The 25,524-nt window shown below is 38.1% G+C and carries 23 protein-coding genes and 1 pseudogene; 16 read left to right on the forward strand and 8 right to left on the reverse strand.

Going from position 1 to position 25,524, the window contains the following annotated elements:
* Positions 1 to 425, forward strand: a 425-nt coding sequence (locus tag L656_RS0120665; protein ID WP_024600627.1) for an NAD(P)-dependent oxidoreductase, incomplete at its 5' end; no start/stop codon positions are given.
* 530 nt (positions 426 to 955) lie between these two features.
* Here L656_RS0120665 and sbcB read toward each other — a convergent pair.
* Entirely contained in the window at positions 956 to 2,401 is a 1,446-nt protein-coding gene (gene sbcB, locus L656_RS0120670) for an exodeoxyribonuclease I (RefSeq protein WP_024600628.1), read from the reverse strand.
* A gap of 241 nt (positions 2,402 to 2,642) precedes the next feature.
* Between sbcB and L656_RS0120675 the strand changes: the two genes are divergently transcribed.
* The 4 genes from L656_RS0120675 to L656_RS0120690 all read left to right on the forward strand — a co-directional run bounded on the left by L656_RS0120675 (position 2,643) and on the right by L656_RS0120690 (position 5,339).
* Positions 2,643 to 3,254 carry an AHH domain-containing protein gene (locus L656_RS0120675; protein WP_024600629.1) on the forward strand — a complete coding sequence of 204 codons (612 nt, stop codon included), beginning with the start codon at positions 2,643 to 2,645 and terminating at the stop codon, positions 3,252 to 3,254.
* A 4-nt stretch (positions 3,255 to 3,258) separates the two neighbouring features.
* Positions 3,259 to 3,840 (forward strand): hypothetical protein, encoded by a 582-nt coding sequence (locus tag L656_RS0120680; protein ID WP_024600630.1) that lies wholly within the window; start codon positions 3,259 to 3,261, stop codon positions 3,838 to 3,840.
* Positions 3,841 to 4,012: 172 nt separating this feature from the next.
* Positions 4,013 to 4,906: an endonuclease/exonuclease/phosphatase family protein gene (locus tag L656_RS0120685; RefSeq protein ID WP_024600631.1), complete on the forward strand. Its 894-nt coding sequence runs from the start codon at positions 4,013 to 4,015 to the stop codon at positions 4,904 to 4,906.
* Positions 4,899 to 5,339, forward strand: coding sequence for a hypothetical protein (locus tag L656_RS0120690; RefSeq protein ID WP_024600632.1), 441 nt, complete (start codon positions 4,899 to 4,901; stop codon positions 5,337 to 5,339). The genes L656_RS0120685 and L656_RS0120690 overlap by 8 nt, the downstream gene beginning before the upstream one ends.
* Before the next feature lie 45 nt (positions 5,340 to 5,384).
* Here the strand turns inward: L656_RS0120690 and L656_RS1000000123230 are convergent, their stop codons facing one another.
* The gene (locus L656_RS1000000123230) at positions 5,385 to 5,528 is read right to left on the reverse strand and encodes a hypothetical protein (RefSeq protein ID WP_158000894.1); all 144 of its coding nucleotides are present in this window, start codon (positions 5,526 to 5,528) and stop codon (positions 5,385 to 5,387) included.
* 794 nt (positions 5,529 to 6,322) lie between these two features.
* Here L656_RS1000000123230 and L656_RS0120705 point away from each other — a divergent pair.
* Both L656_RS0120705 and L656_RS0120710 read left to right on the forward strand, forming a co-directional pair.
* Positions 6,323 to 6,742 (forward strand): hypothetical protein, encoded by a 420-nt coding sequence (locus tag L656_RS0120705; protein WP_024600633.1) that lies wholly within the window; start codon positions 6,323 to 6,325, stop codon positions 6,740 to 6,742.
* Positions 6,743 to 7,010: 268 nt separating this feature from the next.
* On the forward strand, positions 7,011 to 8,261 hold the full coding sequence (locus tag L656_RS0120710) for a cation:proton antiporter (protein ID WP_024600634.1): 1,251 nt from the start codon (positions 7,011 to 7,013) through the stop codon (positions 8,259 to 8,261).
* A 90-nt stretch (positions 8,262 to 8,351) separates the two neighbouring features.
* On the opposite strand, the gene L656_RS0120715 is transcribed toward L656_RS0120710, so the two are convergent.
* Entirely contained in the window at positions 8,352 to 8,900 is a 549-nt protein-coding gene (locus L656_RS0120715; RefSeq protein WP_024600635.1) for a hypothetical protein, read from the reverse strand.
* 379 nt (positions 8,901 to 9,279) lie between these two features.
* On the opposite strand from L656_RS0120715, the gene L656_RS0120720 reads away from it, so the two are divergent.
* From L656_RS0120720 to L656_RS0120755, 8 genes are all read left to right on the forward strand, one after another.
* Complete coding sequence (locus L656_RS0120720; RefSeq protein WP_024600636.1) at positions 9,280 to 9,684, forward strand: hypothetical protein; 405 nt, start codon at positions 9,280 to 9,282, stop codon at positions 9,682 to 9,684.
* Positions 9,685 to 10,198: 514 nt separating this feature from the next.
* Positions 10,199 to 10,609: a hypothetical protein gene (locus tag L656_RS0120725; protein ID WP_024600637.1), complete on the forward strand. Its 411-nt coding sequence runs from the start codon at positions 10,199 to 10,201 to the stop codon at positions 10,607 to 10,609.
* Between the two features lie 558 nt (positions 10,610 to 11,167).
* A complete protein-coding gene (locus L656_RS0120730) occupies positions 11,168 to 14,260 on the forward strand; it encodes a pilus assembly protein (protein WP_024600638.1) in 3,093 nt (1,030 codons plus the stop codon).
* A 411-nt stretch (positions 14,261 to 14,671) separates the two neighbouring features.
* Positions 14,672 to 16,165: a hypothetical protein gene (locus L656_RS0120735; RefSeq protein ID WP_024600639.1), complete on the forward strand. Its 1,494-nt coding sequence runs from the start codon at positions 14,672 to 14,674 to the stop codon at positions 16,163 to 16,165.
* A gap of 236 nt (positions 16,166 to 16,401) precedes the next feature.
* A complete protein-coding gene (locus L656_RS0120740; RefSeq protein ID WP_024600640.1) occupies positions 16,402 to 16,740 on the forward strand; it encodes a hypothetical protein in 339 nt (112 codons plus the stop codon).
* Positions 16,733 to 18,073, forward strand: a complete 1,341-nt coding sequence (locus tag L656_RS0120745) for an SPFH domain-containing protein (protein WP_024600641.1) — start codon at positions 16,733 to 16,735, stop codon at positions 18,071 to 18,073. Before L656_RS0120740 ends, L656_RS0120745 begins: the two co-directional genes overlap by 8 nt.
* Before the next feature lie 151 nt (positions 18,074 to 18,224).
* The gene (locus L656_RS0120750; RefSeq protein ID WP_024600642.1) at positions 18,225 to 18,494 is read left to right on the forward strand and encodes a YrhK family protein; all 270 of its coding nucleotides are present in this window, start codon (positions 18,225 to 18,227) and stop codon (positions 18,492 to 18,494) included.
* Between the two features lie 89 nt (positions 18,495 to 18,583).
* Complete coding sequence (locus tag L656_RS0120755; protein ID WP_024600643.1) at positions 18,584 to 19,099, forward strand: M23 family metallopeptidase; 516 nt, start codon at positions 18,584 to 18,586, stop codon at positions 19,097 to 19,099.
* On the opposite strand, the gene L656_RS0120760 is transcribed toward L656_RS0120755, so the two are convergent.
* On the reverse strand, positions 19,096 to 20,265 hold the full coding sequence (locus L656_RS0120760) for an MFS transporter (RefSeq protein ID WP_024600644.1): 1,170 nt from the start codon (positions 20,263 to 20,265) through the stop codon (positions 19,096 to 19,098). The genes L656_RS0120755 and L656_RS0120760 overlap by 4 nt on opposite strands.
* Before the next feature lie 297 nt (positions 20,266 to 20,562).
* Positions 20,563 to 21,510, reverse strand: coding sequence for a sodium-dependent bicarbonate transport family permease (locus L656_RS0120765; protein ID WP_024600645.1), 948 nt, complete (start codon positions 21,508 to 21,510; stop codon positions 20,563 to 20,565).
* A 151-nt stretch (positions 21,511 to 21,661) separates the two neighbouring features.
* Here L656_RS0120765 and L656_RS0120770 point away from each other — a divergent pair, with 151 nt between their 5' ends.
* Positions 21,662 to 22,606 (forward strand): LysR family transcriptional regulator, encoded by a 945-nt coding sequence (locus L656_RS0120770; RefSeq protein WP_024600646.1) that lies wholly within the window; start codon positions 21,662 to 21,664, stop codon positions 22,604 to 22,606.
* 12 nt (positions 22,607 to 22,618) lie between these two features.
* On the opposite strand, the gene L656_RS0120775 is transcribed toward L656_RS0120770, so the two are convergent.
* The 3 genes and pseudogenes from L656_RS0120775 to L656_RS0120785 all read right to left on the reverse strand — a co-directional run.
* Positions 22,619 to 23,620, reverse strand: coding sequence for a LacI family DNA-binding transcriptional regulator (locus L656_RS0120775; protein ID WP_024594396.1), 1,002 nt, complete (start codon positions 23,618 to 23,620; stop codon positions 22,619 to 22,621).
* A 75-nt stretch (positions 23,621 to 23,695) separates the two neighbouring features.
* A pseudogene (locus L656_RS01000000122495) lies at positions 23,696 to 25,214 on the reverse strand (MFS transporter).
* Between the two features lie 32 nt (positions 25,215 to 25,246).
* Positions 25,247 to 25,524 (reverse strand): family 1 glycosylhydrolase (locus L656_RS0120785; RefSeq protein ID WP_024600647.1); only part of this gene is annotated, 278 nt, incomplete at its 5' end.

Consider the following 25,524-nt stretch of genomic DNA (forward strand, 5'->3'; position numbering starts at 1 on the left):
TGGCGGCATTTAGTCGTTTTAGCCAATTACTAGGCGGCGTTGGGTCGGGACAACTTTGTAAAATGGTCAATCAAATTTGTATTGCTGGCGCAGTGCAAGGTTTAGCCGAAGGCTTACATTTTGCCAAGCAAGCTGGGCTTGATGGCGAAAAAGTTATAGAAACCATTTCTAAAGGTGCTGCCGGTTCGTGGCAAATGGAAAACCGTTATAAAACAATGTGGGCAGGGGAATATGAGTTTGGTTTTGCCGTAGATTGGATGCGTAAAGATTTAGGCATTGCACTCGATGAAGCTAAAAACAACGGCGCTACTTTACCAATGACCGCAACGGTCGATCAATACTACGCCGATGTACAGGCACTTGGCGGCGGCAGATACGACACCTCAAGCTTACTAGCACGCATTGAAGCACTGCATAAAAAATAACGTTTACGTTGAGTATGTCGATGTAGACGGCAAGCTTGCTTGCGTGACGAGCAAAGCCCGTAAAGTGATTTATTCACAAAGAGGTTATGAGGCGCTGCGCTTTTAGAGGCAGTGATAGATAAAAAAGATTGTTGTTGGTCTTTATATTTTCTCATTTACTCCTCATTCGCTTCTCTTTGTGAAATAGATTTTTATTTAAGTAATTAAAAGCTACGCTTTTCACGTGATCAAGCTTGACGTCTACCGCCAAAGTGTCGATATGAGTTTTACTTGTAGACGCGGAGCTTGCTTGCGTGACGGGCAAAGCCCGTAAAAGTGACTTATTCACAAAGAGGTTATGAGGCGCTGCGCTTTTAGAGGAAGTAATAGATCTAAAAATTTATTGTTTTTATGTCTTCTCATTTACTCCTCATTCGCTTCTCTTTGTGAAATAGATTTTGCTTTGTTTGAAGTGGTACAGATATTTATAAACAAAAACGCGACGCTTTATTGCTAAAGCGTCGCGTTTTTAATGCGTTATACAAACAAAATTACATGCTTTGAGCGTAATTATACAGCGCCTTTAAAATAGTCAGGTTTTTTTCGCTGTCGTCATGTTCATGCGCTAGGTTTTCAAGGGTAATCATAAAGTCTTGCGCGTTAATCGATGGTTGATCTTCGCCGTGCATTAACTTGTTTTGGCAATACTGGCGCCATTGATCAAGCTCTTGCTGGTTTAGCGTTTCAGGCCAGTTACGGGCGCGGTATCTAAACAACAACGTATTAAACTTTTTATCTTCAAAGTCTAACTTCAACCCTGCTAATTCATCTGGTTTTGCATCACGAATAATCGCAAACTTAGCTTTATCGGCATGGCTTGTAAACCCAGCGTAAAGTAAGTAGTCAACGTTAGTGGTTGCGCTGTAATCGCCTTGTTCGTTAAACACTTCCGTTACTTTATCGCGAAGGTCGGTATTGGCTTTTAAAATAGCTAAGTTAGCTAAGCACTGCTCGCGGTCAATGCCTAAACGAGCTGCGTTTTCAGGTAATAAGGTTTTAGCTGGGGCTAAAATAGGGCACTTGTTTAAATGCACTAGTTTTAAGCCAACAGGTAAATCGTCCTCGGCTAAATCTACACGTTTGGTGTATAAGCGTTTGCGTAACTCTTCTACGTTTAAATCAATGAGTACTTGCGGGTTTTGGGTTAAATCAAAACAAATAACCGCGTTTTTATTAACCGGATGAAAGCTCATTGGTGCAACCCAGCTTGTACAGCCTTGTGTTGCAGGTATGCGCGACGTGGTATGCACTAGCGGCGTCATGTTAAATACATCAACCAATTCAGCAAGGGCTTTTTTATTACGCAAACCAAAAAAGAAGTTATACAGCTTTGGTTGTTTTTCTTTTATTAGTTTAGCCAGTGCAATAGTGGCGGTTACATCGCTTAGCGCATCATGCGCTGCGGCGTGTTCAATACCATTAGCTACCGTTAAATGCTCTAGCTTAAAGCTTGGGCTGCCATCTTCTTTTAACGGCCACTCAATGCCTTCAGGGCGCAGTGCATAACAAGCACGTACTAAATCAATAATATCCCAGCGGCTATTGTTATTTTTGTATTCACGCTCGTATGGGTCGTAAAAATTACGGTAAAAGCTATAACGGCTTACTTCGTCATCAAACCGAATACTGTTATAACCGGCAACACAGGTGTTTGGCACACTAAATTCGGCATGAATTTTTGCTATAAACTCAGCTTCAACTAAGCCTTTTTTCATCGCCACTTGTGGCGTAATACCTGTAATTAAACACGCCTCAGGGTGAGGTAAGTAATCCGCTTGCGGCTTACAATATTCAATAAGCGGCTCACCAATTATATTTAAATCAAGATCGGTACGAATACCCGCAAATTGGCTCGGCTTATCCTTTTGAGGGCTCGCCCCCCACGTCTCGTAGTCGTGCCAATAGATTGTTGCTTGATTTTGCTCTTGATATGCCATTTGAAAACCCTGAGTAGTTAACTTAAAAGCGCCTAAATACGCGCCAAGTTACTAAAATAATGAATTATTTAGATTATGGCATATGGGCGAAGGAGTTTATAGGTTTGGGTGAGAAATGATGTTCACGGAACTTTGGAATAATACGTCAAGCTTGAGTTTTGTTCCCATATTGCATTTTAGTTACCAAAATGACACTATTTAAGCAGGAGTATTAAAATCATTTTAAAGGAATAAATTTAGCATGCCTTCTAATACAAAAGAGTACGTAACCGTTCAAGAGTTAGAGCAAGACCTCCTCACTGCGACTGGTAATCCCTCAATTGCTAAAAACCAAGCTACTCAATATGCTATTTACTATCGAGGCGAAATTATTGATTCAGCACGTTATAAAAAAGGGCTTATAAGTAAAGATGACTTAATACTTAGTAGGCATGTACGGTGGGAGCATAATAAGCGGCACAGTATTAAACTAAGTAGAAATATGATTGCAGCAGGTAGGGAAAGAGGTGAAAATATGGCGGCTCACCATATAGTCGCTTGGGACGATCCCCGAGCTTCAAAGGCTAGGCTTAGACTCGCAGGCTTTGGAATCGATATTGACCATGAAGCAAATGGAGTATTTCTTCCTAGATTTGCTAAACATACTCCAATGGATGCAATGCCTAAGGCTGAAGCACATACAAAAACCCACACAAGCGAATATTTCTTAAACGTAGAAGCTTTACTTACCGATACTATAGCTGAAGGTTTAGGGCGCACAGGTGTAATAGAGTTACTTAGAGATATTGGCGACGAATTACAAAGTGGTGATTTCCCACTACATGAAGAATTATCAAATATGATACCAAGGTAATTAAATGAAAGAATTTAATAAAGTTTATGCTGTTGGCGTTGATGCTGGTGAATATTTGCTGTTACAAGAAACAATGTTCGAGCAGTCAATACAGTTAACAAACAACGATATTTATACTTTTAACGGCAACTCAAAGGGTGATGCCTGGCGTGTTGTAGATGTTGATTGGTTAGTAGTCGAAGGTGAAACTCCTACTAATAAACCCGATGTAGCAGGGTGGGGAGCAATGGCTTTCGCAATTCCAGCAGCCTTAAAAGATATGTTTGAGCCAACACTTAAAGAATGCTGTGAATTTTTACCACTAAATCTTAATGGTGAAGAATGGTTCGCGTTAAATATTTTAGAGCAACAAGACGCAATTAACCAAGAGCACACAGAGTTGAACATGAAGAATGGTCGTGTAAATAGAATCAGGCGCTTTAAAAAACTAGCTTTAAGCAAAAATGCTATAAAACACGGTGGGTTGTTTAAAGTAAAAGGAGCTGGAATATTTACCTTTTGTACGGATGAAGAAGGGGGCTTATATGACTTGGTTAAAAGCCATAATTTAAAAGGCCTAAAATTTACAGAAGTTAATGTTATATAAGTATTTTAGCCTGCATCTAGCGGACTTTGTATGGAGGTAGTTTTTATTATCCATTTCCATAAACACAGCTACCTTGCAAAATAATGACGTCAATCGGGCTATAATGCCCATAAACCACAAGTTGTGGTCGAGTTTCTCAATTGAAGCGTGTTTTATTTTCGGATTATTTTATATGGAAAGTAGTATTGAAGACGATGGAAACCTTCTAGATAGCTTATCGTTAGCTTGGTGGAATACTAGCTTATCACCGACTGGAAAAGTTAGAAAAAATAATGAAGAAAATCTAATTATTGCTGGGCAGGCAATAATCTCTATGTTAATTGAGAAAAAAATTGATTTTTTAGGTATTGGGGAGGTTTCGCCTTCGGATATTGAGTACTTTAAATCACTGCTATTGGATACTCCCTTCGACATTATAGATTGTTTTGAACAAGTTGGTAGAGGGCAATTTTCTCAGGCTTATATTTATAATGCTAATAATGTAAGGATTTTTAATCAAAAAATTTTAGAGTTTTCGCAATTAGGAAGAAATTACAGAGCGGGGCATAGTTTAATTATTGAAACTAAATGTGGTTCATTAATTAATGTCATTGTGGCTCATTGGCCAAGTAAGCTTCAGAGTGATAACGACACAGTGCGAAATCAACTAGCTAATACTATTAGAAGTAATATTGATAATTCAAGTGAAGATAAAGTGATTCTTATGGGAGACTTTAATGCTGAACCTTTTGAGGAGTCTTTGAGCACATATCTTTTAGCTTCTAGGGATAAACTTAAAGTAAGAAAAAAAAAGGAGCTTTTTTATAATCCATTTTGGAGTAAACTTGGTATGTCACAGTGTGAAGGCTTTTGCGGAAGTTATTTCTATAAATCAGGAAAGGTAAGCAACTGGCATTTATTTGATCAGATCATTGTTTCATCAATTTTTTTAAATGATCAAGGCTGGAGCTTACTAAGTGAAGAGTCTTTAATAGGGACTGAAGTTATCTTGGCACTAGTCAAAAATACAAATTTGCATTTTGACCACTTACCTGTTTTTACTCAATTGGAGAAAGTAAATGTTTAATTTTGAAGAGTCTTTAAAATCAGGTATTTCACATGCCGAAGAAGAGCAGCAAAACCGAACAGAAATTGACTCTGTGATTGAGCAATTAAAAAGTGATATTGAAACTTTTAGTAGTGAGAAGGTTAGTATTAAGATAGACCGTAGAACAGACCAAAATAGTTTGTTAGCTGGTGCATTCGCTACGCTCTACGGTAATAAAACTAGAAAGTATATGGCTATGGTAGCTTTTAATAAGTCACAGCCAGATAATCCTGATAGAGAGTTATGTGAGTGGAAATATGGCGAAAAGGGTTATCCGGTAACTATAGATTATTTGAATAAGTCAATTACTTGTGCAGATAAAGAATCATTAATAAATACTTTGCAAGATTTATTAAGTAAACCAGATGCTGGAAAGAAAATTAAATTCTTACTAGATGGAGCACAGGGTTAAGCCTGTGCCTCACTACTTATTCTCAAACTTTAAGGTGTCAGTAACTCAATTTAAAGCAAGCTTTATAAATGCTAGAGTTGCCCCAATAGCGGAAAAAACTATCCCAGCTCCCCATTTTATCATATCGGCTTTAAACTCATTACTTGATACACCCATTTCTGCTTTAAATTCATTGCTTAATAATGCCATTTCAGTTGTTACCAGCCGGACTGGCTATAGTTCAAGTAAATGGCTTTGACGTAGAATACGAGCTTGCCGGGAAAGGTAAACATACTATATTACTGTTCGCTCTCTATACGAAATGCCTGTGACTCTGTACTTAGATAAATTAAATCAGTTAGACTCAATGGCTATCCCTTGTTTTATCGGTATACCAAATAAAGATGTAGGATAATTATGTTTTCACAATTAGAGCTTAGAGTAATTAAAAATACCCTCAAAAGCAGGGCTAAAAAAGAAACAGTAGAGCTTAAACAGCTTGAGGCGCTAGCTCCTGACTAGCGCTTTTCTTTTTATCCCTACCATCCCAAAATGCTCTAAACAAGCGCATCAATCTAAGGGTTGAAACGGCAATATCCACTATCATGAATTAAAAGTAAGAGGGCGCGCCGTTATAGCCATTGCTTGCTAACCTTTTTGCAAATAGTTATTACTGGTCCAAAGTAAATCAAATGCAAATTTGCTAAACGCTTGGTGCCTTAACCGCTGGTTTGGTGGATAAATGAAGTTGTAGTCAAAGGTTTTGAGTCTAAAGTTGTAAGTCAAGTAGTGAAGTCACTGAAACGCAATCAATAAGTTTAATTTTCGTTGGTTGTTTTTATAAATACCAATTGCCGTAAATTAGTAATTTGGCATTAGACTAAAGTCTATAAGTTAATTTTCTTCACTTATTAGGTTTGTTTTAATCGTTTGTCGGTTTTGTGTTAATTCTCTAAAGTTCAGTTGTCGGCAACAAGTACGACTTAACCAACAGGACTACGACCATGAAACTTACTCTTATCAAAACTATCGCTCTTAGCTCACTACTTACATGTTCAGCTGCTGCAATGGCTGAGCAAAGTGATTACAAATTAATGGTTATTGAAACTGCAACAGCGCCACAGCCACTTGAGCAATCATTTAATAGCTGCGCACTGAATGTTAAGTCAAAAAATTACGCTGAAGCTGAAGCAATTTGTACTAAAGCAATCGCACTTTTAAAAGACGCAGATGGCCCTAAATTTAAAGTACGCCAACTTACGTCATTCGCATTAAGCAACCGTGGTGTTGCACGTTTAAAAGCGAATAACGACACTGCTGGCCTTGCTGATTTATACGAAGCAAATGAAATGTCTAAAAGTGCAATGGTATCGCATAACTTAACTCGCGCTAAAGAAGACTTATCTTTGATAAGCGCTTTATAAAATACTTAAAAAGTATGATATAAAATAGCGAGAGTAAAAAAGCCCATGTTAGGTTAATTCCTAACATGGGCTTTTTTGTTTTATTTAACGCGTGAGTTAATACTTTAAATACGTTAATTGAGTAGGGTGTGTATTTATAATTAATATTTTGGGTATGCTTGTTTAAGCTACACGAATATAATACGAGATAACCGTATAAAAAATAATAACCTTTCTGCTTTGCTTGTTTTGAGCAAGGCATCATTAAATAAATATTGAGATTTAAACCATGGCACCAGGAACCAGCCTAAGCGTACTTGAAATAAGTGCGATATTTTTATCAATTACCGCGTTACTCACCTATGTAAACCATCGCTTTATTGGCTTGCCAACAACCATTGGCGTTATGGTTATTTCGATGCTTTTGTCTATCGGCGCTATATTTTTGGGCTTTTTAGGATTTGATGATCTTATAGATTACGAAGTGAGCTTGCTCGATCAGTTAGATTTTACTGAAGTTTTGCTTGATGGCATGCTCTCTATGCTGCTTTTTGCTGGGGCGCTACATGTAAATGTTAGCGATTTAAGGCGCTATAAACTGCCAATAGGTATTTTGGCCTGTGTTGGTACGTTGCTATCTACGGTTATTGTTGCTGGTGCGCTTTATTTAGTACTTCCTTTGCTTGGTTTTGATTTAGCGTTTATTTGGTGCTTACTGTTTGGCGCATTAATTTCGCCAACTGATCCTATTGCAGTAATGGGAATTTTACAATCTGCGGGTGCGCCTAAAAGTATTGAAACCGTGATTGCGGGTGAATCGTTGTTTAACGATGGTATTGGCGTGGTTATTTTTGTGCTTTTATTGGGTGTTTTATCAAGTGGTGATATTCCTACAACTTATTATGTAGCACACACGCTGGCGGTTGAAGCCGGTGGCGGTATTGTTTTTGGTTTGGTATTAGGTGGTATTTTATATTACTTACTAAAAAGTATTGATAGTTACCAAGAAGAAGTACTACTTACTTTAGCGGGCGTTATTGGTGGTTATGCACTTGCAAGCCATTGGCATTTGTCGGGCCCACTTGCAATGGTAATGATGGGGCTAATGGTGGGTAATCATGGTCGTAGTATGGCTATGAGCGATAAAACACGCCATTACGTTGATTTGTTTTGGGAGCTGATTGACGAAATTTTAAATGCCATTTTATTTGTACTCATAGGGCTTGAGGTCGTCATGATTGCATTTTCGAGTAACTTGTTTATTGCTGGTGGCTTAACAATTTTAATAGCGTTACTCGCACGTTTAATCGTGGTGGGTATAACAACCACTACATTTAATAAGCAATTAGAGTTGCCATCTGGTGCATGGAAAGTTTTAACCTGGGGTGGCTTGCGTGGTGGTATTTCGGTTGCACTGGTATTGCAATTACCTGATGGGAACGAGCGCGATATTTTGTTGGCTCTGACTTATGCTGTTGTGGTGTTTTCTATTTTAATTCAGGGTTTGAGTATTGGTAAAGTAGCCAAAACTATCCGTTAAATATAAATCGGCTAAATGTAATTTTTAAAAAGCGTGTGAAATAGCTGCATTTCACACGCTTTTTATTTTTCTTATAAAACAAAAGTGCAATTAAAACGTAAAGCTGAGCTGCACACCGCTGTAAATATGTTCTTGTGCTTCCCAGTAGTCGCCATCTATTTGGCGTGCTCGGGTAAATACTTCTATTTTAAATGGCTTAAAATGATAACCCGCTCCTATACCTGCGTAGCCGTCTATGTCGTTGTTCGATTTTTCTATTTGGTAGGTGTTATCGCCTCTATCGTTTTTAAAGGCGAGTTCGAACAGATCTAAGCCAAGCTCGGCGTATATAAAAAAGTCATTGAAATAACCAAGCTTCATTCCGTTGTCCCAAGTTATAAACTCTTCTTGCTCGCCTTGTTTATTATCGATTACTGCCGCGCCAATTGCGCTTGTAAAAACAACACCAAAGTTACTGTAATTTTGCTTAACCATCATTTCTACACCCGCAGATGTAATGCTGCTATCGCCATTAAATTCTGACTTTATAAACATACCGGTGTTAGGCATGTTGTTACCGAGCAAAAGCCTTGCGTTAGCATTTTGGCTAAATGATAAAAGCGTGCTTAATAAAACAAAAAGAGGAAGTGTGTGTTTCAAAAAAGTTAACCCATTAATGATGAAAAGTTACCAGAGCTACAATTATAAATACATGACTTAGTATTGCATGTAATTAAATGTATAAATTTGTTTGAATGTTAGTCAGCTATGCCAAAGTAAGGTGTTTAAAATAAAACCAATTAAAAAAAGGCATAAATAATTATATACATTTTAAAACGTAAAGTAGCGATTTTAGGCACGTACGATGATGCGTAAGCTATTTAAATATATAGAAAAAGTTTAAACGCATTAGACTAAGGTCTATAGGTTAATTTTCTTCACTTATTAGGTTTGTTTTAATCGTTTGTCGGGCTTGTGTTAATTCTCTAAAGTTCAGTTGTCGGCAACAAGCACGGCTTAACTAATCAGGAATATGGCCATGAAAACACTTATCAAAACTATCGCTCTTAGCTCACTATTAACATGTTCAGCTGCTGCAGTAGCTGATGCAAGTGATTACAAATTAATGGTTATTGAAACTGCAACAGCGCCACAGCCACTTGAGCAATCATTTAATAGCTGCGCACTGAATGTTAAGTCAAAAAATTATGCGCAAGCGGAAGAAATTTGTACTAAAGCAATCGCACTTTTAAAAGACGCAGATGGCCCTAAATTTAAAGTACGTCAACTTACGTCATTCGCATTAAGCAACCGTGGTGTTGCACGTTTAAAAGCGCATAACGACACTGCTGCACTTGCTGATTTATACGAAGCATCAAAATTGTCTAACAGCACGATGGTATCGCACAACTTAACTCGCGCTAAAGAAGAATTATCGTTATAAAAAACCTTTATAACGTGTTTTATAAAGTGCTTACTAAAGCATAATATAAAATAGCGAGAGTAAAAAAGCCGATGTTGGGTTAAACCCCAACATCGGCTTTTTCGTGCTTATTAACTTTGTATTGTGTTATACCAATCCGCAATAATACTTAATCATTTTGCGGGGCTAAACGTGTCGCTACCTGCGTTAAAAAATTCTCATTTAGAACAACCAAATAGCGAATGTTTTGCCTAGCTATCAACACGTTTTTTCATCCTCAAAGTAGATCACTTAATTAAGCGAATTGGTATTATTAAAAAATAATAAAACTGTATTCTGTTATTTATTATTTAGTGATTTGCGCTGTTTTTAACTGATTGTAATTAATGAGTATTTTTATAGGTGTTAGACTAAAGTCTATAGGTTAGATTTATTCACTTATTAGGTTTGTTTTTATCGTTTGTGGTAATTGAGCTAACACTCTAAAGTTAAGTTGTCGGCAACAAGTACGACTTAACTAATTAGGAATATAATCATGAAATTTACACTTTTAAAAACCATCGCTCTTGGCTCATTATTAACTTGCTCAGCTGCTGCAATGGCTAAACAAGGTGACTATAAATTAATGGTTATTGAAGACTCTGTAACTGCAGCACCCGCATTTGAAAAATCATTTAATAGCTGTGCTTTAAATGTTGAATCAAGAAACTACGAAGAAGCAGAAGCTATTTGTACACAAGCAATTGCATTACTTAAGCAAAGCCATGGTCCGCGTTTAAAAGTACGTGAACTTACATCGTTTGCATTAAGTAACCGTGGTGTAGCGCGTATTAAGGCTCAAAAAGACACTGCTGGTATTTCTGATTTATATGAAGCGGTTCAAATTTCTAAAAACTCACTTGTAACACATAACTTAACTCGCGCTAAAAAAGAGTTATCTTTATAAGAATGCTTGCATAAAGCGCTTATAATTTAGCGAGAGTATAAAAGCCCATATTAGGTAGCACCTAATATGGGCTTTTTTTGTATGTTTGAATAACCGTAGTTACCTATTAAATACACTTTTTTTAATAAAGCAGCTTTACTGAATAATAGTGCTTTTAAGAGTGATTTTTAGAGCCTTACGTTACTAATTTATATTAGTAAGTACTTGTTACCTAAAGCATAGGTCTATAAATATAGAAACATAGGTAAAAATATTATTTTTTGACGTGACTTAACTGTGCAGTAAAACGGGATTGTTTTATTTAAGTGGTTGTTTTTAATTGATAATAAAACCTAATACCTTTGACTTTAGTCTGTTTTTATTTAAAAATCGAAATGATATATATTTTATAGTATTAACGAGATGTGAATGCTAATCACTGTTTTGTGATAAATAGCTAGATATTACCTTTGTTTTAATTTTTAGTCCCACCTCCATATTACTAATAATTAAACACGGAATAGAGTAGTTATTAACTTGCGCAATAAAAATAAAAAGCGCAAATAAAGGGATTTAAAAATGCAATTCAAACTAAAAAAAATAGCTGCCTTGTTATTCGGGGTGGGTATTAGCCTTTCTGTATTTGCCGAAGATATAGAACTATACGTAAACCATAATGTTGAAACCGACGAAAACCCTCGCGTGCTTATTGTGTTTGATACATCAGGAAGTATGAAGACTAAGCTGCCTAATGGGGGCCCTAAAAAAATCGATGCTGGTATAAGCGCGATGACCCAATTAGTAAATGATAACAGCTCGATTGATTTTGGTTTAATGCGTTTTAATGGCAATGATGGTGGTTATGTTATGGCTGGCCTAGGCTCCTCACATGATAAAATATTGGATCAAATAAAAAAGCTGCCTGCTAGCGGGAATACACCTATCACTGAGACCTTATGGGAAGCTTACCTATATATGACGGGGCAGACGGTTTGGTATGGGCAAAATACGGACAAACGAGATACTACGATTGAGAGAGAGCAAAGTGGTAGTGATATACCTCGTTATGTTTCTCCATTTCAACAGGCTGTTGGTGCAGATGAGCGTTGTGATAACTCAATTAGCTTAATATTAATGACTGATGGTGATCCAACACAAGATATTACCCGAAATGATGATATAAGAGCTTTATACAAATCTACTTTTGGTTCATATCCTAGTACTACAAGTAATAGCTATTTGGCTGCTTTAGCTCAAATAATACATGGTACAAGAGATGTTGAGGTGGACTTGTACGACACCACGCCAGAGGTTGCCGATACTGGGCGAGTTTTTACTATCGGTTTTGGTAGTGGCATGAGTACAAATGGTAAAAAGTTATTAGAAAAAACCGCTTTATTGGGAGGAGGCGAGTACTTACATGCAGATACATCAACTGAACTTTCTGAAGCACTTAATAATACAATATCGAAAATACGCGAAGTTAACGATAGTTTTTCATCTCCTACGGTAGCAAGTAACAATGTTGACCAAACTCGTAGCCGAGAGTCAATTTATTTTGCGATGTTTTACCCAGAAACAGGCGCACGCTGGAGCGGGAATTTAAAAAAGCTTAAAGTGTCTGGTGCAAATATTGTAGATTCAACTGATAAAATAGCTTTAGATAATAATGGGTTGATTGATGAAAAAGCACGAACGTTTTGGCTGCCAACTAATAAGCCTGCAGACGGTAATTTAGTGGCTCAGGGGGGCGTAAATTTACTTTTATCAACCCTAGACCCTGATAGCCGTAAAATTTACATAGATAAAACGGGCAGTATTATTGATTTTACTTTTGATAAAGTACAAACCATTTTAAATTTAGCGACAAGTACCGTTACCGATCTTGCCCCTGATTTGATTCCTAATATTGGGTTAACTTTAGAGGAAGATGATATTAGCTGGGCACGAGGGGTTGATGTTGATAATGAAGATGGAGATGATTCATCAGTCGATCAGCGAATCAATATTTTTGGCGACCCTTTGCATTCAAAACCGGTATCTATAGATTACGGCGATGGAAGTATTCATATACTTGTTGGTACCAATGCCGGCTTTTTACATATGTTTGAAGACAAAGGCGATACTGTTGAAGAAAGGTGGGCTTTTACACCTGCAGCCTTATTAAAAAACATTCCGGCTTTGCGGAGTAATCTCGCAAATACAAAAGTGTATGGTATGGATGGCCCTATAAGTGTGTTCTTTAATAATAAAAGTTTAAACACTGATGGTTTAAATGATGGCGTTGTTAAAGCAAGTGAGGGCGATGAAGTTTGGGCATTTACAGGCATGCGCCGAGGCGGTAAAAATTACTACGGCCTGGATATAAGTGACCCAGATAAACCTAAAAAATTATGGAATAAGCCAATTGTTGGTGGTTCTGAAGAATTTAAATATTTAGCACAAACATGGTCTAAGCCCCAAATTGCGTATATTAAAGCGTTTGGTGAGGATCCATTGCTGATATTTGGCGCAGGCTACGATACAAACAAAGATAATGCGATTAGAACAACAGATGAAACCGGGCTAGGTATTTACATTGTTAATGCTAAAACTGGCGAAAAGGTATGGGCGCTCACTCCAGATGAACATGGTTTTACCGGTGAGCACAGTATTGCAGCGGATGTAACTACGCTTGACTCAGATTACGATGGGTATATTGACCGAATTTATGCAACCGATACTGGCGGTAATATTTGGCGTGTAGATATTCCCACCGATGATGAAGATGAGATTACTCACTTTAAACTTGCGGAGCTTGGCAGTACATTAGCGTCACAAGACAGACGTTTTTTTTATAAACCGTTAGTTGCTAGAACGCTGTTTAGTAAAGTTACTAAGACCAATTATGATGGTGAAATGATCACGACTCGTTTAGACACCCCGTACGACGCAATTGTGATAGGCAGCGGAAACCGCTCAAACCCACTTGCTACTAATGAGCAAGATCAGCTTTATATGATCCGTGATGAAAACACCTTAACAAAAATATTTACTGAATTTCCAGATCCAATAGTGCCAGATGATTTAATGAAAATGAATGAAGACCCATTTGGTAACGCACTTGATGACGTTGATAAGTTTGTTAACCTTGAAGTTAAGTTAGCTGAATTTAAAGGGTGGCGATATGAATTAGGGACAGGTGAGAAGTCCCTTGCTGCAGCTACAGTCGTTGGTGGGGTTGCTTACTTTACTTCCTTTACGCCCGCATCTTCCTCATCAACTCAAAACCAATGCTCGTTAACAGGTGGCGGTGGGTCGCTTTATGCCTTTCATTTGCATTACGGAACGAAGGTTTATGACGATGTGAAATTTGCAACAAGTAATGATGTACCAGATACACCACAACTATTTTTTGGAGAAGGACCTTCGTGTGAAGATAGTGATGCCAATGGTAAGTGCGATTGGGATGATGAAACGGATGTAACGCAAATTAGTCAGTTTTATTTAATAGGCCCTGGGATTGAGGGTTCTGATAAGCCAATAAAAGCTATTGAAATACTTGGACCAAATTTAAATATTGAAGATGGAAAAGTTAAGCTAGTAAATGGCGCTGAACCAATTGGTTTTGGCTTCAAAACTCAGCAAACGTATATTTATAAACGCGAAGAAAACGATAGTCAGGCAAATTAATAATACGATACTATAAGCTTTAGCCACCTTATTTAGGTGGCTTTTTGCTTTTAGAAGCTAATCAAAAATACAGATGGTTTGCTTATATAATTGTTTTATAGTCATCGCAGCGCTCTAAACCAACCCATGTGTAATATACATTCGTTTACAAAACTCGGTCATCACTTGAGCCCTTTACTCTAGGCACTTGCAGTCCATATTAGTCAATAATAACTGGTATTAGTTATATTTAATTAACAAATGTAAAAGCTAAACTTAACATGCTGTGTCACTATATAGGTACAGGGCATGTTAACTTGTTGCCATCCCCCCATAAAAATTCAATAAATTTCTGTTGTTTAAATCTATTTATTTAATTTATAACAATATGATTTTTAATAATAATTAAAGTGCAAAAAAGGAAGTCTTTGTATGTTTTTTAAAAAAAGTCAGTTAGCTATTTCATTAGCGTTTACGCTAGGCCTTGTTGGATGTGGCGGCGGTGGCGATGATAAAGTGGTCGTTGTAGAACCTGTTGTAGCCAAGACTGACCCTATAAAAGTAGACCCCGTAGAAGTTAACACTATCTCTCTTACTGGAAAGGTTATTGATGGCTATGTATCTGGTGCAATAGTATGGCTAGATATTGATGGCGATGGTACTTTTGACGAGCAAACAGAACCTTCTGTAGTCTCTGAAGAATCGGGTAATTATAGTTTTAATTTTACAGAAGAGCAGGCGCTGTGTGTGCCGTATTCAACTATGTATGTTGATGTACCTGTTGGCGCAATTGACGAGGATTTAGGAGAGGTAACACAAGCGTATCAAATGTCATTTCCGCCCTCAATTGAGGCTTTAACTGATGAAGACATTCGAAATATATCACCTTTAACAACCGTTATTTGGGAGCAATTGAGCCTTCAATTACAAAAAGTTGGTAGCAATAATTTAAGTTGTGATGCACTCAAAGAAAATACTGAGTTACTTGCAAGTCTTCAGAGCGAAATAACAAATGTTATGCAAAACTTGGTAGCGCATTATAATTTGTCGACTGAACAAATGTACTCAGATTTTATTGCCAATAGTGACAGTGATGCTTACGACAGAGCACAGGCGATTGTTAAAGGACTAAAAGCGGCCTATAAATTCAAGCAAGAGCTAGATGCTCAGTTTCCTGATGCAGAAGAAGTAAGAGCAGTTATTTACCAAGACACAGCAAAAGATGCAGAGTATGGGTTTGAAAATGCATGGTACCGCGACAAAGTTATTTTTGCAGGCGCTGAGCTTATTTATGAGCAAGTAAAGCTTCAAAATACAGACGAACTCGACACAATTGACGTTATTTTGTCTCGATTGGATTCAACAGATACGCCTTGGGGCGAAGAATCATTAAATGGAAAATTAACAGTTAGAGACGATGTTTACATTAACGCCGATCGTACTTACCGATGCTCTAGCATTGAGAACGTTAGTTTTGAGCAAAGCAATGTGCTTTATGGCGTTGATAATACAAGCCCATCGGTTAACTTTCCTACAGCAGATGAATGCGCTAGTGCTAATTTAGATACACCGTTCGAGCGAGGTTTTAGCATTAGCTATACTGAGTCAGGATCGTTTTATCAAACTGACTTTGCCTTTAGAGAAGAAAATGCCGATTTTCAAACATTATCTGATTGGGTAAATGTTAAAGGCAAAGCTGTAGATTTAGAAACTCAAGATTTAGTTACTGTACTCGCTGCTATGCCCTATAAGTTTGATGACGAAACATCTATTGATGCTAGCTTTTGGCGTAAATACAAAACCACAGATAACGTACGTATTACGAAAACAATTGAAGGGCAATGGTTTAGAGATACCCGCCAAGAAGATGGAACAATGCTGCATGAGTGCGGTGAAAATGGTGTTGATTGGGTGCAATGCGAATAATTTAAAAAGCACTTTAATAAATATTAGTTTAATGCCTTTCAGTTATTAACTGGCAGGCATTTTTTTGTTCAAAAAAGCTTACTTTTACGTGCGGTTTTTATTATATACCTGCTGAACTTTATTTTTAATCTGTTTTTTACTCGGGTTTACTGTAAAATTACTGGGTTAACATTTGTTAAGCAGTGCTTACAATTGTTATTGCTCGTTAAGTATTTAAACTAATTTAAGTAGAGCTTATGATTTTTTATATTATTGGGTTAAGTTTACTGGTTATTATTTTATGCGTTGCACTTTATGTAATTTACAGCAATGTACATAAAAGTCGGGTAAGAAAATCCAAGGAATACAACGTACTGTTTGATAAAGACACGATAGTGGATGATTTAATCACTCAACTAACAGAAAAAAATCAAACACAAGAAAACCAAGATAAAACAGCAAAAGGTAAAGAAGAAATCCTTGCAACATTTGTTGAGTTACATCGCTCTGGTAGCTTTTGCGCACATTTGAGTGAACAGGAAATTATTTACTTTGTTAAAAAGAAATTAAACATGGAGAGTAGTAAAAATGGATAGCGAAAAAGCAGTCCCAGCAGTAAAAAGTGACTCATTTATGAGTCGGTTTGGTCGTCGTAATGTAATTGTTGTTTCATCAATTGTTGTTGTATTAGCGGTAATTGCAACGCTGACATCGCAAGTTGTTTCATGGAATGAAGCAGATGAACGTTTAGTCCATCAATCGGCTTTTACAGGTAATTTAACCGTAATAAATCAAGCCGGCCCTTATTTAAAAGCGTTTGGTACTACATCGGCTTATAAAAAAGTAATTTCGATTAATTTTACGGGTGACGCAGGCGCAACAGCAAGCGCAATTGTACCGCTAATACCCATTCGATTTTTAGATACGACAACGGGTGGCGCACGCGGTGTTTCTCGTTTTAGATTGCCAGGGAATGTACCAGCAGCTGAATCGGGTGCTTTACGTGGTTTACTTAAAATACACGAAGAGTTTGGCTCACAAGAAACGCTAATATCTAATTTATTAATGCGTGCAACCACTGAAAATGTAAAAGCATCGGCGCGTATGATGTCGGTAGAGCAACATTACTCTGGTGGTAATGGTCAATTGAGCCAAGATTTTGCAGATCAATTAACCAACGGTATTTTTGTTACTGAACAAATTATTAGTACGGGTGAGCGCGATAAATCTGACGATTTAGGTAATTTAAGTAAACAGCAGCGTGTCACTATTAATATTAAAATGGACGATGAGGGTAATACACTGCGTAATGCACCTATTTTAGGCGCTTACGGTATTACAGTAGTTGATGCCAGCATTATTGATATTGACTACGAAAGCAAAGTAAATGCTCGCCTTGAAGCGCAAAAGCAAGCAGCTGCAGATGAAGCACTAGCGCGTCAAAATCTTAAAAAAGCTGAGCAACAAGCACGTACCGAAGTGGCTTTAGGTGAGCAAGCAATTGCTAAGCAACGTGCTGAATCAGAAAAGCTTAAAATTAAAGAGCAAATTGATGCTGAACGAATTAAGGCAAATGCCATTATTTCTGCACAGCAACGAGTTGCTGTAAAAGCGGAACTTGCAAAAGAGCAAGAAGAGATTTTAAAGCAACAACGCCTAGAAGCATTAGGTATGGACGTTTTAGCTGAGGCTCGTTTAAGAGCTAAGTCTGCGGCACTTGATCCTAAGTATGTATTTGATGAAACGCTAAAAGCAGAAGTTAAAATTCAAACTGCTTTATTTACAAGTTTAGGCAATAGCCGTTTAGTGCCTGAAATTGTAATAGGCGGGAGCCAAGGCGAGCAAAGTAATGGCTCTGAATTTATGCGCTTATTAGCCGCTGATGCAGCACTAAGTCTTAAAAAACGTTTAGAAAAAGATAAAAAATAAACAATAGTTAAGTATTGTACAAACAATAAAAACGTTGGCTAATTCGCATTGGCCAACGTTTTTTATTGCGTAAATTTTGTTATTGTATGGTGCGGCTTAGCTTGTGAAAACAAGCTTTTTAAATTATGAAATAAAAGAGTGAGCAGTACTTATGGACTCCAGCAGTAATCAGTTTATTTTAGATTTAGGGCAAGAGCATATTACCATCCAGCGTCGATATGAAGCGCTGGGTGCATTTAACGATTTTTTAATTGCCGTGTGGTTTTTAATTGGTAGTTTTTTCTTTTTAAATGACTCACTAATAGAGAGTGGCACATGGTTGTTTATAGCGGGCAGTGCTCAATTACTTATAAAGCCTGTTTTAAAGTTGATCAGCTTAGTACATGTTAGTCGGGTATTTCATTCAAATAAAACTCCATAAATAAAACCATAAATACGACTCATGAGGAGTTCAGTTATTATGGCTAATAATTTACCAGTATAAGTTATTTAAATATCAAGGATAGAGCAGTGAAAGTACTTAAGTGGATTGCAATTGGAATAGCTACTTTATTAATTATAGGCTTACTAATTCCCGAAAAAATAATGATTCCGGTACAAGGTGCTACACCTAAAGATTGGAACCATAATACATTTTGGTATGAGCCTTGGGGCAGATCGGGTGTGCACAAAGGAATTGATATTTTTGGCATAAAGAACACTCCTGTAGTTGCCTCAACAAACGGGATTGTTATATTTGCAGGTGAATTAACTCGTGGTGGTAAAGTGGTTGCGGTGCTTGGGCCTAAATGGCGTATACATTATTTTGCACATTTAAATGACTACTCGGTAAGTGCAGGTGATGTTGTCAGCATAAACAGTCAAATTGGCTTGCTGGGCGATACCGGAAATGCCGCAGGGAAGCAGCCTCATGTACATTATTCTATTTTATCGTTAGTGCCCATGCCATGGCTTTATACAACACAAAGCCAAGGCTGGAAAAAGATGTTTTTTTTGAGTCCACACGACAAATTAAAAACAAATTAGCCTGCAACTGGGGTTTTACCCGCGCGAATATTTTTAATGCTTTTAATAAACATATAAATACAGGTAGTGATTAAACAGCCTGCTAAATAAAACACAATACCGTTTGATGCATCAGATAAATTGGCAGCAAGCATAGGGCCAAATACCGAACCAATACTGTAACTTAAAAGCATAACCTCAGTTGCTGAGACTATTTTTGCTATTGGCAATGAATCGCACGCAAGTGTTATAGCAATCGGGTAAAGTGCAAAGCTGCACGCGCCTAGTATTAAGTAGCTCACTATTAATCCTGCTAAAGTGTTTGCTTGTAATATACCCACAGCACCGGCTGCGCCTACTAAACAAAACATACCCATCAGTAAGCTTTTTTCAAGCCGAGTAGATAAGTAACTCACAAGCGGCTGCACGACCATGCCGCCTAAAATAATAACCGCCATCAGTGTCCCTGTGTACTGAGCTTGATCAGTCTGCGCTGAAATATAAACAGGCATTAAGCCGTAAATAGGGCCCAGTAATAAGCCTGATGCTAAGCATCCGAGCATAGCTGGGTGGCTTAGTGATTTTATTTCTTTTAGTGGTAGTTTTTCAAGATGTTGTTTTTCTGGCTGACCTTTAGTTATTAATAAAGGCGCTAAAATAGCTAAAAATAATAACGAGGCTACAAATAAATAAGGCGTTGAACCTTCGGTGCCAAGCGGCCCTATAGCAAGTTGACCAACCGCGCTGCCCCCATAAAGTGAGGTCATGTATAAGCCCAAACGTTTTGCACGCGACTTTGCGGTATTGGTCATTAATAACCAAGACTCAACAACTACAAATACACCGGCAACAGCAACACCTGCTACAAATCGTGCAATTAACCAGTTAACGGTATTTGGTAGTGCAAGTTGTGCAAGCACGCTGACTATTAATAAGCTTAAAAATAATATAAATGCGAAGCGATGACCAATTTTTACCACAATGCGCTCTATTGTGGTTGCGCCAATAAGTAAGCCAAAGTAAAAAATGCTCGCAAGCCAAGGCGCTAGGTTTTCATCGAGTTTGAATGCGGGTAACGACAGTGGAATAAGGCTCATTAAAAAGCCGGATGCGATAGCAAAAAACGACAGCCCGATAACAGGCGCTAAAGGGTTGTTAGAAGTGCTTGTGGCGGCTAATTCGGCCATGTGTGTTTATCGACTCTTGAAGGTAAATAACCACTGTTTTAAAGTTTGAGAGGTTACTTTAATAATAAAATTTGCGCGAATTTAGAGCCAAATTAAAAATAAGTAAAGTGATATTTTATTAAACAATATAAATATATTTTAAAACGATCGTTTTGGTAAATTATCGGATCGATTATGCTTTTATTGTAGTGTATTTATGTAGATATTGTTTTATATTTGTGAGTATTTATTAGTGTTAAACCCTATGTAAAATAGGGTTCAACAGTTTTTAAAGTGATAAAATTAACATTTATTTGTTTATTGCATTGCTAGTGCAAGGTGGTGATATAAACCAATACCAACAATCACATTAAACGGGAAAGTTACACCGAGAGAGCTCAGCATAGCAAGACCAATATCGGCTTTAGGAATTGCCGCTTTTATTGCAGCGGGTGCGGCTATGTAAGAGGCGCTGGCTACTAAACTTCCCAATATAACTACCGAGCCTAATTCTAAATTTAAAAGTGTGCCTACTGCTGTGCCAATCGTACCTAAAAATAGCGGGGTGACAATAGCAAATACCGCGAGTTTCCAATGTTCCCAGGGGATAGGGCGCAAAGTTTGCGCGGCTACTAAACCCATTTCTAGTAAAAACAATGCCAGAACGACTTTAAAGCTACTGGTTAAAAGGCTCGTTACTTGGCTGCCTTGAACCGTGCCGTACATCATACCTATGACGACACCACCGATAAGCAAAATGACACTTTTGTTCGTAAGAGTTTCGTGCCAAAGCGCTTTTAACGATGGTTCACTTTTTTGGCTGTTTTGTTTATCAAGTTTTCGGTAAAGCAATAAACCAACAATGATTGCAGGGAGTTCTAACATCACTAAATACAGGGTTACTTCTGCACCAACTACCAATTTAGCCGATTCGGCATAGGCAAGCGCTACAGCAAATGTACCTGCACTCACTGAGCCGTAATGTGCGGCAATACTGGCGCTATTAGCAACAGATAGTTTAATCACGTATTTTAAAATAGGGTAAAGCATCAATGGTATAAGTGCGCCAAGCAACATTACCGATCCCATTTCGGGCAGTAGTTGCCAGCTTAAGTTACCGTGTAGCACCATACCGCCTTTTAAGCCTATGGTTAACATGAGCAATAAGCTTAATGTGTCATAGGTGGCTTTTGGAATAGCCAAGTCAGAGCGTAAAATACCCGCGACTAATCCTAAAATAAAAAACATAACAACAATATCTGGCACAGGCTTTCCTTACTAGGTGGTAAATTAAGTGGCGCTATTGTAGATAAAACTTTGTATAGTAAATAATAAAATAAATACGAGTTACATATAGGTATTTATCTATAGGTCGTTTGCTATGTAGCTATTATTATATAAAGATTATGAGGTTGGTATGGATTTACGACATATATCGTTTAGGTTGCTCGAAGTATTTATGAGCGTAGTTAAAACGGGTTCAATAAGCGAAACTGCAAGGCGTTTACACCTAACACAGCCAACGGTATCGCTACAAATAAAGCGATTACAAGAAGCGGTAGGTGAGCCGTTATTACTTATGCAACAGCAAAAGCTACACGTAACCGATGCCGGACTTGAGCTATTTAAAACTTGCCAACAGGTGTTTGGTCATTTTGACGATTATCAAGATTTTTTAACCGAGCTTAACGGTGGGGCACGCGGTCGTTGTAAAATTGCGATGGTTAATACAGCGCAATATATTTTACCGAAATTACTTGGCCCCTATAGTAATTTACATCCCCACGTTGAACTTCCGCTTGAGATTGGTAACAGGGCAGAGGTGCTTGATAGGTTTGAGCGAGGAGAGGACGATATTTATGTATTTAGCCACCCGCCGTCGCTTGAGAGCGCACAAGCTGCGCGCTTTTTGCATAATCCACTTGAATTTATAGTGCCACTAAACCACCCGCTAGCTCACGTAAAAGCCGTTAAATTAACTGATTTAATGCAGTATCGCTTTTTACTCCGAGAAAATGGCTCAGCGACCCGTATGTTATTTGAAAGCGAGTTACAAAGCCGAGGCTTAGTGCTGAGCGATAGCGTACAAATGGCGAGTAATGAAGCAATACGTGTCGCGGTTGCATCGGGGATGGGCATTGCGGTTTTATCACGCCATGTACTTGCAACAGACGATACAAGTTTTAAAATTTTAAACGTAACCGATACTCATTTAGCGAGTCATTGGTATTTTGTAATGCGAACAGATAGGCACATATCACATGCTGCACGTAACTTTTTAAAGTTTGCGCAGCAGCACGTAGAGCAATATTTAGATACGCAGTGGGTGCGTAATGAGTTACATAACTTACACTTAGATTAATCTTAAATTTTATTAATTAATATCGGGTGTTGAGTCTCTTAAAATAAGCTTTGGCTGAAACACGTGCTTTACTGTTATGCCGCTTTTTTTATAAATGTCTTTAAGTACTAAGTTAGCCGCAGCTCGGCCCATTTCGGGAACTGGGTTATCTATTGTAGTAAGCGTTGGGTAGAGGTAATTGGTAAAAATTACGTTATCGAACCCAATAATGGCTAAATCTTTTGGTAGGTTAAAACCGTGTTCGCGGGCGTATTTCATAGCACCCGATGCCATTTCGTCATTGGCACATACAAGAGCGGTTATTTGCGCTTTATTTTGAATAAAATGCCTTAAACCATCGCTGCCACCAGTTTCTTTAAAGTCACCTACATAATATAAGTTTTCGTCAAAGGTGATGTTGTATTCTGCTAGTGCTTGTTTGTGACCTTTTAAACGATTTGACGCATCTTCTTTAAACTGCGGTCCTGCTATGTACGCAATGTTTTTATGACCTTTGTTGATCATGGCTTTAGTGGCTAAGTAGCCGCCCATTACGTTGTCGAGGCTAATGCAGTTTTCTTCAATTTCTTTAACGTAGCGGCTCATTAAGTAAATAGGGGTTTTGCCCTTACTTAACTCAATTAGATACTCGTTTGATACCGCTTCTACGTGGGCAATAATAGCGTCGCAATTACGGCCTATTAAAAATTCAAAGCCGCTTTTTTCTTTTTTCTCGTCACTGTGCCCTGGGGTAATAATAACGTGTTTACCCGCAATACGAAGATGTTCTTCAATGGCTGACATCATTTGACCAAAAAACGGACCATCCAACTCCGAAACTAAAATACCGACGCTGTTTGTAGTGCTAGATGCCAAAGAGCGTGCAATAGAACTTGGCTGATAGCCTAGCTCTTTCATTGCTTCTAATACCTTTTTTTTAGTTTTTTTGCTTACGTAGTCGTTGTCGTTAAGTACCCTTGAAACAGTTGATAAAGACACACCTGCCATTTCTGATACTTGATAAATTGTCGCCATTGATGTCCTAGCTTATATGTATTTTTACTCGCGCTTTATAAAAATATAAAGCGCGAAGGGTCATTAAAAGTTAATTTACACATTACTGCGTCTAATTGCTAAGTCTTCTGTTATTTTTTGCGTCATTGCTGAGGTAAGCGGATAAATAAGCATCAATGCGGCGCCTAAAAAAGCAAATGCGGCAGGTATCCAACTCATAAGTAACTGCATACCAGGTAGAGCTTGCGTAATTGTTAGCTCATCCATGCCGTTATAGCCATAGCCTGCAAGTACCACTAATACTAATGCACCTGCAAAACCACCACCGGTTTTTTGCACAAACGTACCCGCAGAATAAATAAGCCCTGTTGCGCGGCGTTTATTTTTCCACTCTGAGTAATCGGCTGAATCGCCAAGCATACTAAAGAACAATGTTGGCATCATGGCGGCAAAAAATTCAGCAGCGCAACCAAAGGTAAATACTGCAACCAGGTTATCGCTAGGTACCCAGTAAAATGCAGTAGTGAGTAACCCGCTTAGCATTAATGATGCAATAAAGAGGTTTCGTTTACCCATTATTTCGGCCAGTTTACCTGTGGCAAGTGCGCCTAATATAGATACAACCAACAAGGCAATAAAGTATTGCCCAGCCATGAGTTCATTAGCTACGTGGTATTTAAAGTAATATGCAATTACTCCGTATTTTATGCCATTAAACATCATGGTTAAAAAACCAATGCCGAGTAACACCAACCAAGGTTTGTTGGTCAGAAGATCAACCATGTCGCGCTGTGAACCTGTTAGGCTTTGCTTATCTTTATTGAGTAATTTTTTAATAACGAATGTCATTGCTGCCATAACAAGGGCAAAAAATACGCCGCTGTATAAATCGCGGTAATAAAAAAACAAGGTAGTAGCAAGCAAAGGTAGGATTATAAATGGCAAGCTTTTGGTCAAATCAAATAACTCTGATTTTAAATTCCCTTCATTTGAGGCGTGCGGTGTTACACGCTCTTTAGTGGTCGCAAACGTTATAATCATTAAAATAATAAGTAAGCTGGCAAATAAGTACATAGTAAGCTGATAGCCTTTAGCGTTGTCGCCGCCACCAAAAAAAGCTACTAGCTCAGGTAAAAAACCCATAACCAATAAACCACCAGTAAACGCACCTGCAAACCTAAAACCAGAGAGCTTTGTGCGCTCTGTATCGTCTGGTGTCATAACGCCCATAAGTGCCGAGTAGGGTACGTTACTTACAGTGTAAGCAAGCGTTAAACCAATGTAGGTTACGTAGGCATAAATAAGTTTGTTGGTAGTGCTAAAGTCGGGGGTAGTAAAACACAACACCATAAACAAGCCCAAAAATGGTGCCGAGTAGAGTATCCACGGGCGAAACTTACCAAAGCGCGACTGCGTTCTATCGGCAATCATACCCATAATAATATCGGTTACGCCATCAGATAGCCTTACCACTAAAAACAACATGGCAGNCCGATATGCCAAATGTATCGGTGTAAAACACCGCTAAATAAGCAAGCGCGCCGCGCCACACTAAGTTAGCGCCGGCATCGCCCATGGCGTAACCGACTTTTTCGTATAAAGGGAGTTTGTTCACAGTGTGTGTTCTTATTGTTATAAGCCGATAATTTATCGGCTTGTTATGAGTTTAGTGTACGCTTTACCGCTGGCTTTAACAGTTCGTTTTTGTGTGTTGTAGTCTACGTGTACTATACCAAAACGTTTTAAATATCCTTCAGCCCATTCAAAGTTATCCATTAGGCTCCAAGCAAAGTAGCCATCTACTTTTACGCCTTGCTCAGCTGCATTATGTAGGGCATTTAAATGCTCGTGGTAATATTCAATACGGTCGTTATCGTTCACTTCACCGTCTTTAAATTCGTCAGCCATGGCTGCGCCATTTTCGG

The sequence above is a fragment of the Pseudoalteromonas sp. TAE56 genome (assembly GCF_000497955.1).
GTDB lineage: Bacteria > Pseudomonadota > Gammaproteobacteria > Enterobacterales > Alteromonadaceae > Pseudoalteromonas.

Excerpts from the sequence above, each read along its gene's own strand:
- sbcB (WP_024600628.1), bottom strand. The coding sequence starts at position 2,401 with ATGGCATATCAAGAGCAAAATCAAGCAACAATCTATTGGCACGACTAC.
- L656_RS0120730 (WP_024600638.1), top strand. The coding sequence starts at position 11,168 with ATGCAATTCAAACTAAAAAAAATAGCTGCCTTGTTATTCGGGGTGGGT.
- L656_RS0120740 (WP_024600640.1), top strand. The coding sequence starts at position 16,402 with ATGATTTTTTATATTATTGGGTTAAGTTTACTGGTTATTATTTTATGC.
- L656_RS0120750 (WP_024600642.1), top strand. The coding sequence starts at position 18,225 with ATGGACTCCAGCAGTAATCAGTTTATTTTAGATTTAGGGCAAGAGCAT.
- L656_RS0120685 (WP_024600631.1), top strand. The coding sequence starts at position 4,013 with ATGGAAAGTAGTATTGAAGACGATGGAAACCTTCTAGATAGCTTATCG.
- L656_RS0120710 (WP_024600634.1), top strand. The coding sequence starts at position 7,011 with ATGGCACCAGGAACCAGCCTAAGCGTACTTGAAATAAGTGCGATATTT.
- L656_RS0120770 (WP_024600646.1), top strand. The coding sequence starts at position 21,662 with ATGGATTTACGACATATATCGTTTAGGTTGCTCGAAGTATTTATGAGC.
- L656_RS0120745 (WP_024600641.1), top strand. The coding sequence starts at position 16,733 with ATGGATAGCGAAAAAGCAGTCCCAGCAGTAAAAAGTGACTCATTTATG.
- L656_RS0120680 (WP_024600630.1), top strand. The coding sequence starts at position 3,259 with ATGAAAGAATTTAATAAAGTTTATGCTGTTGGCGTTGATGCTGGTGAA.
- L656_RS1000000123230 (WP_158000894.1), bottom strand. The coding sequence starts at position 5,528 with ATGGCATTATTAAGCAATGAATTTAAAGCAGAAATGGGTGTATCAAGT.
- L656_RS0120720 (WP_024600636.1), top strand. The coding sequence starts at position 9,280 with ATGAAAACACTTATCAAAACTATCGCTCTTAGCTCACTATTAACATGT.
- L656_RS0120675 (WP_024600629.1), top strand. The coding sequence starts at position 2,643 with ATGCCTTCTAATACAAAAGAGTACGTAACCGTTCAAGAGTTAGAGCAA.
- L656_RS0120735 (WP_024600639.1), top strand. The coding sequence starts at position 14,672 with ATGTTTTTTAAAAAAAGTCAGTTAGCTATTTCATTAGCGTTTACGCTA.
- L656_RS0120705 (WP_024600633.1), top strand. The coding sequence starts at position 6,323 with ATGAAACTTACTCTTATCAAAACTATCGCTCTTAGCTCACTACTTACA.
- L656_RS0120775 (WP_024594396.1), bottom strand. The coding sequence starts at position 23,620 with ATGGCGACAATTTATCAAGTATCAGAAATGGCAGGTGTGTCTTTATCA.
- L656_RS0120725 (WP_024600637.1), top strand. The coding sequence starts at position 10,199 with ATGAAATTTACACTTTTAAAAACCATCGCTCTTGGCTCATTATTAACT.
- L656_RS0120690 (WP_024600632.1), top strand. The coding sequence starts at position 4,899 with ATGTTTAATTTTGAAGAGTCTTTAAAATCAGGTATTTCACATGCCGAA.
- L656_RS0120760 (WP_024600644.1), bottom strand. The coding sequence starts at position 20,265 with ATGGCCGAATTAGCCGCCACAAGCACTTCTAACAACCCTTTAGCGCCT.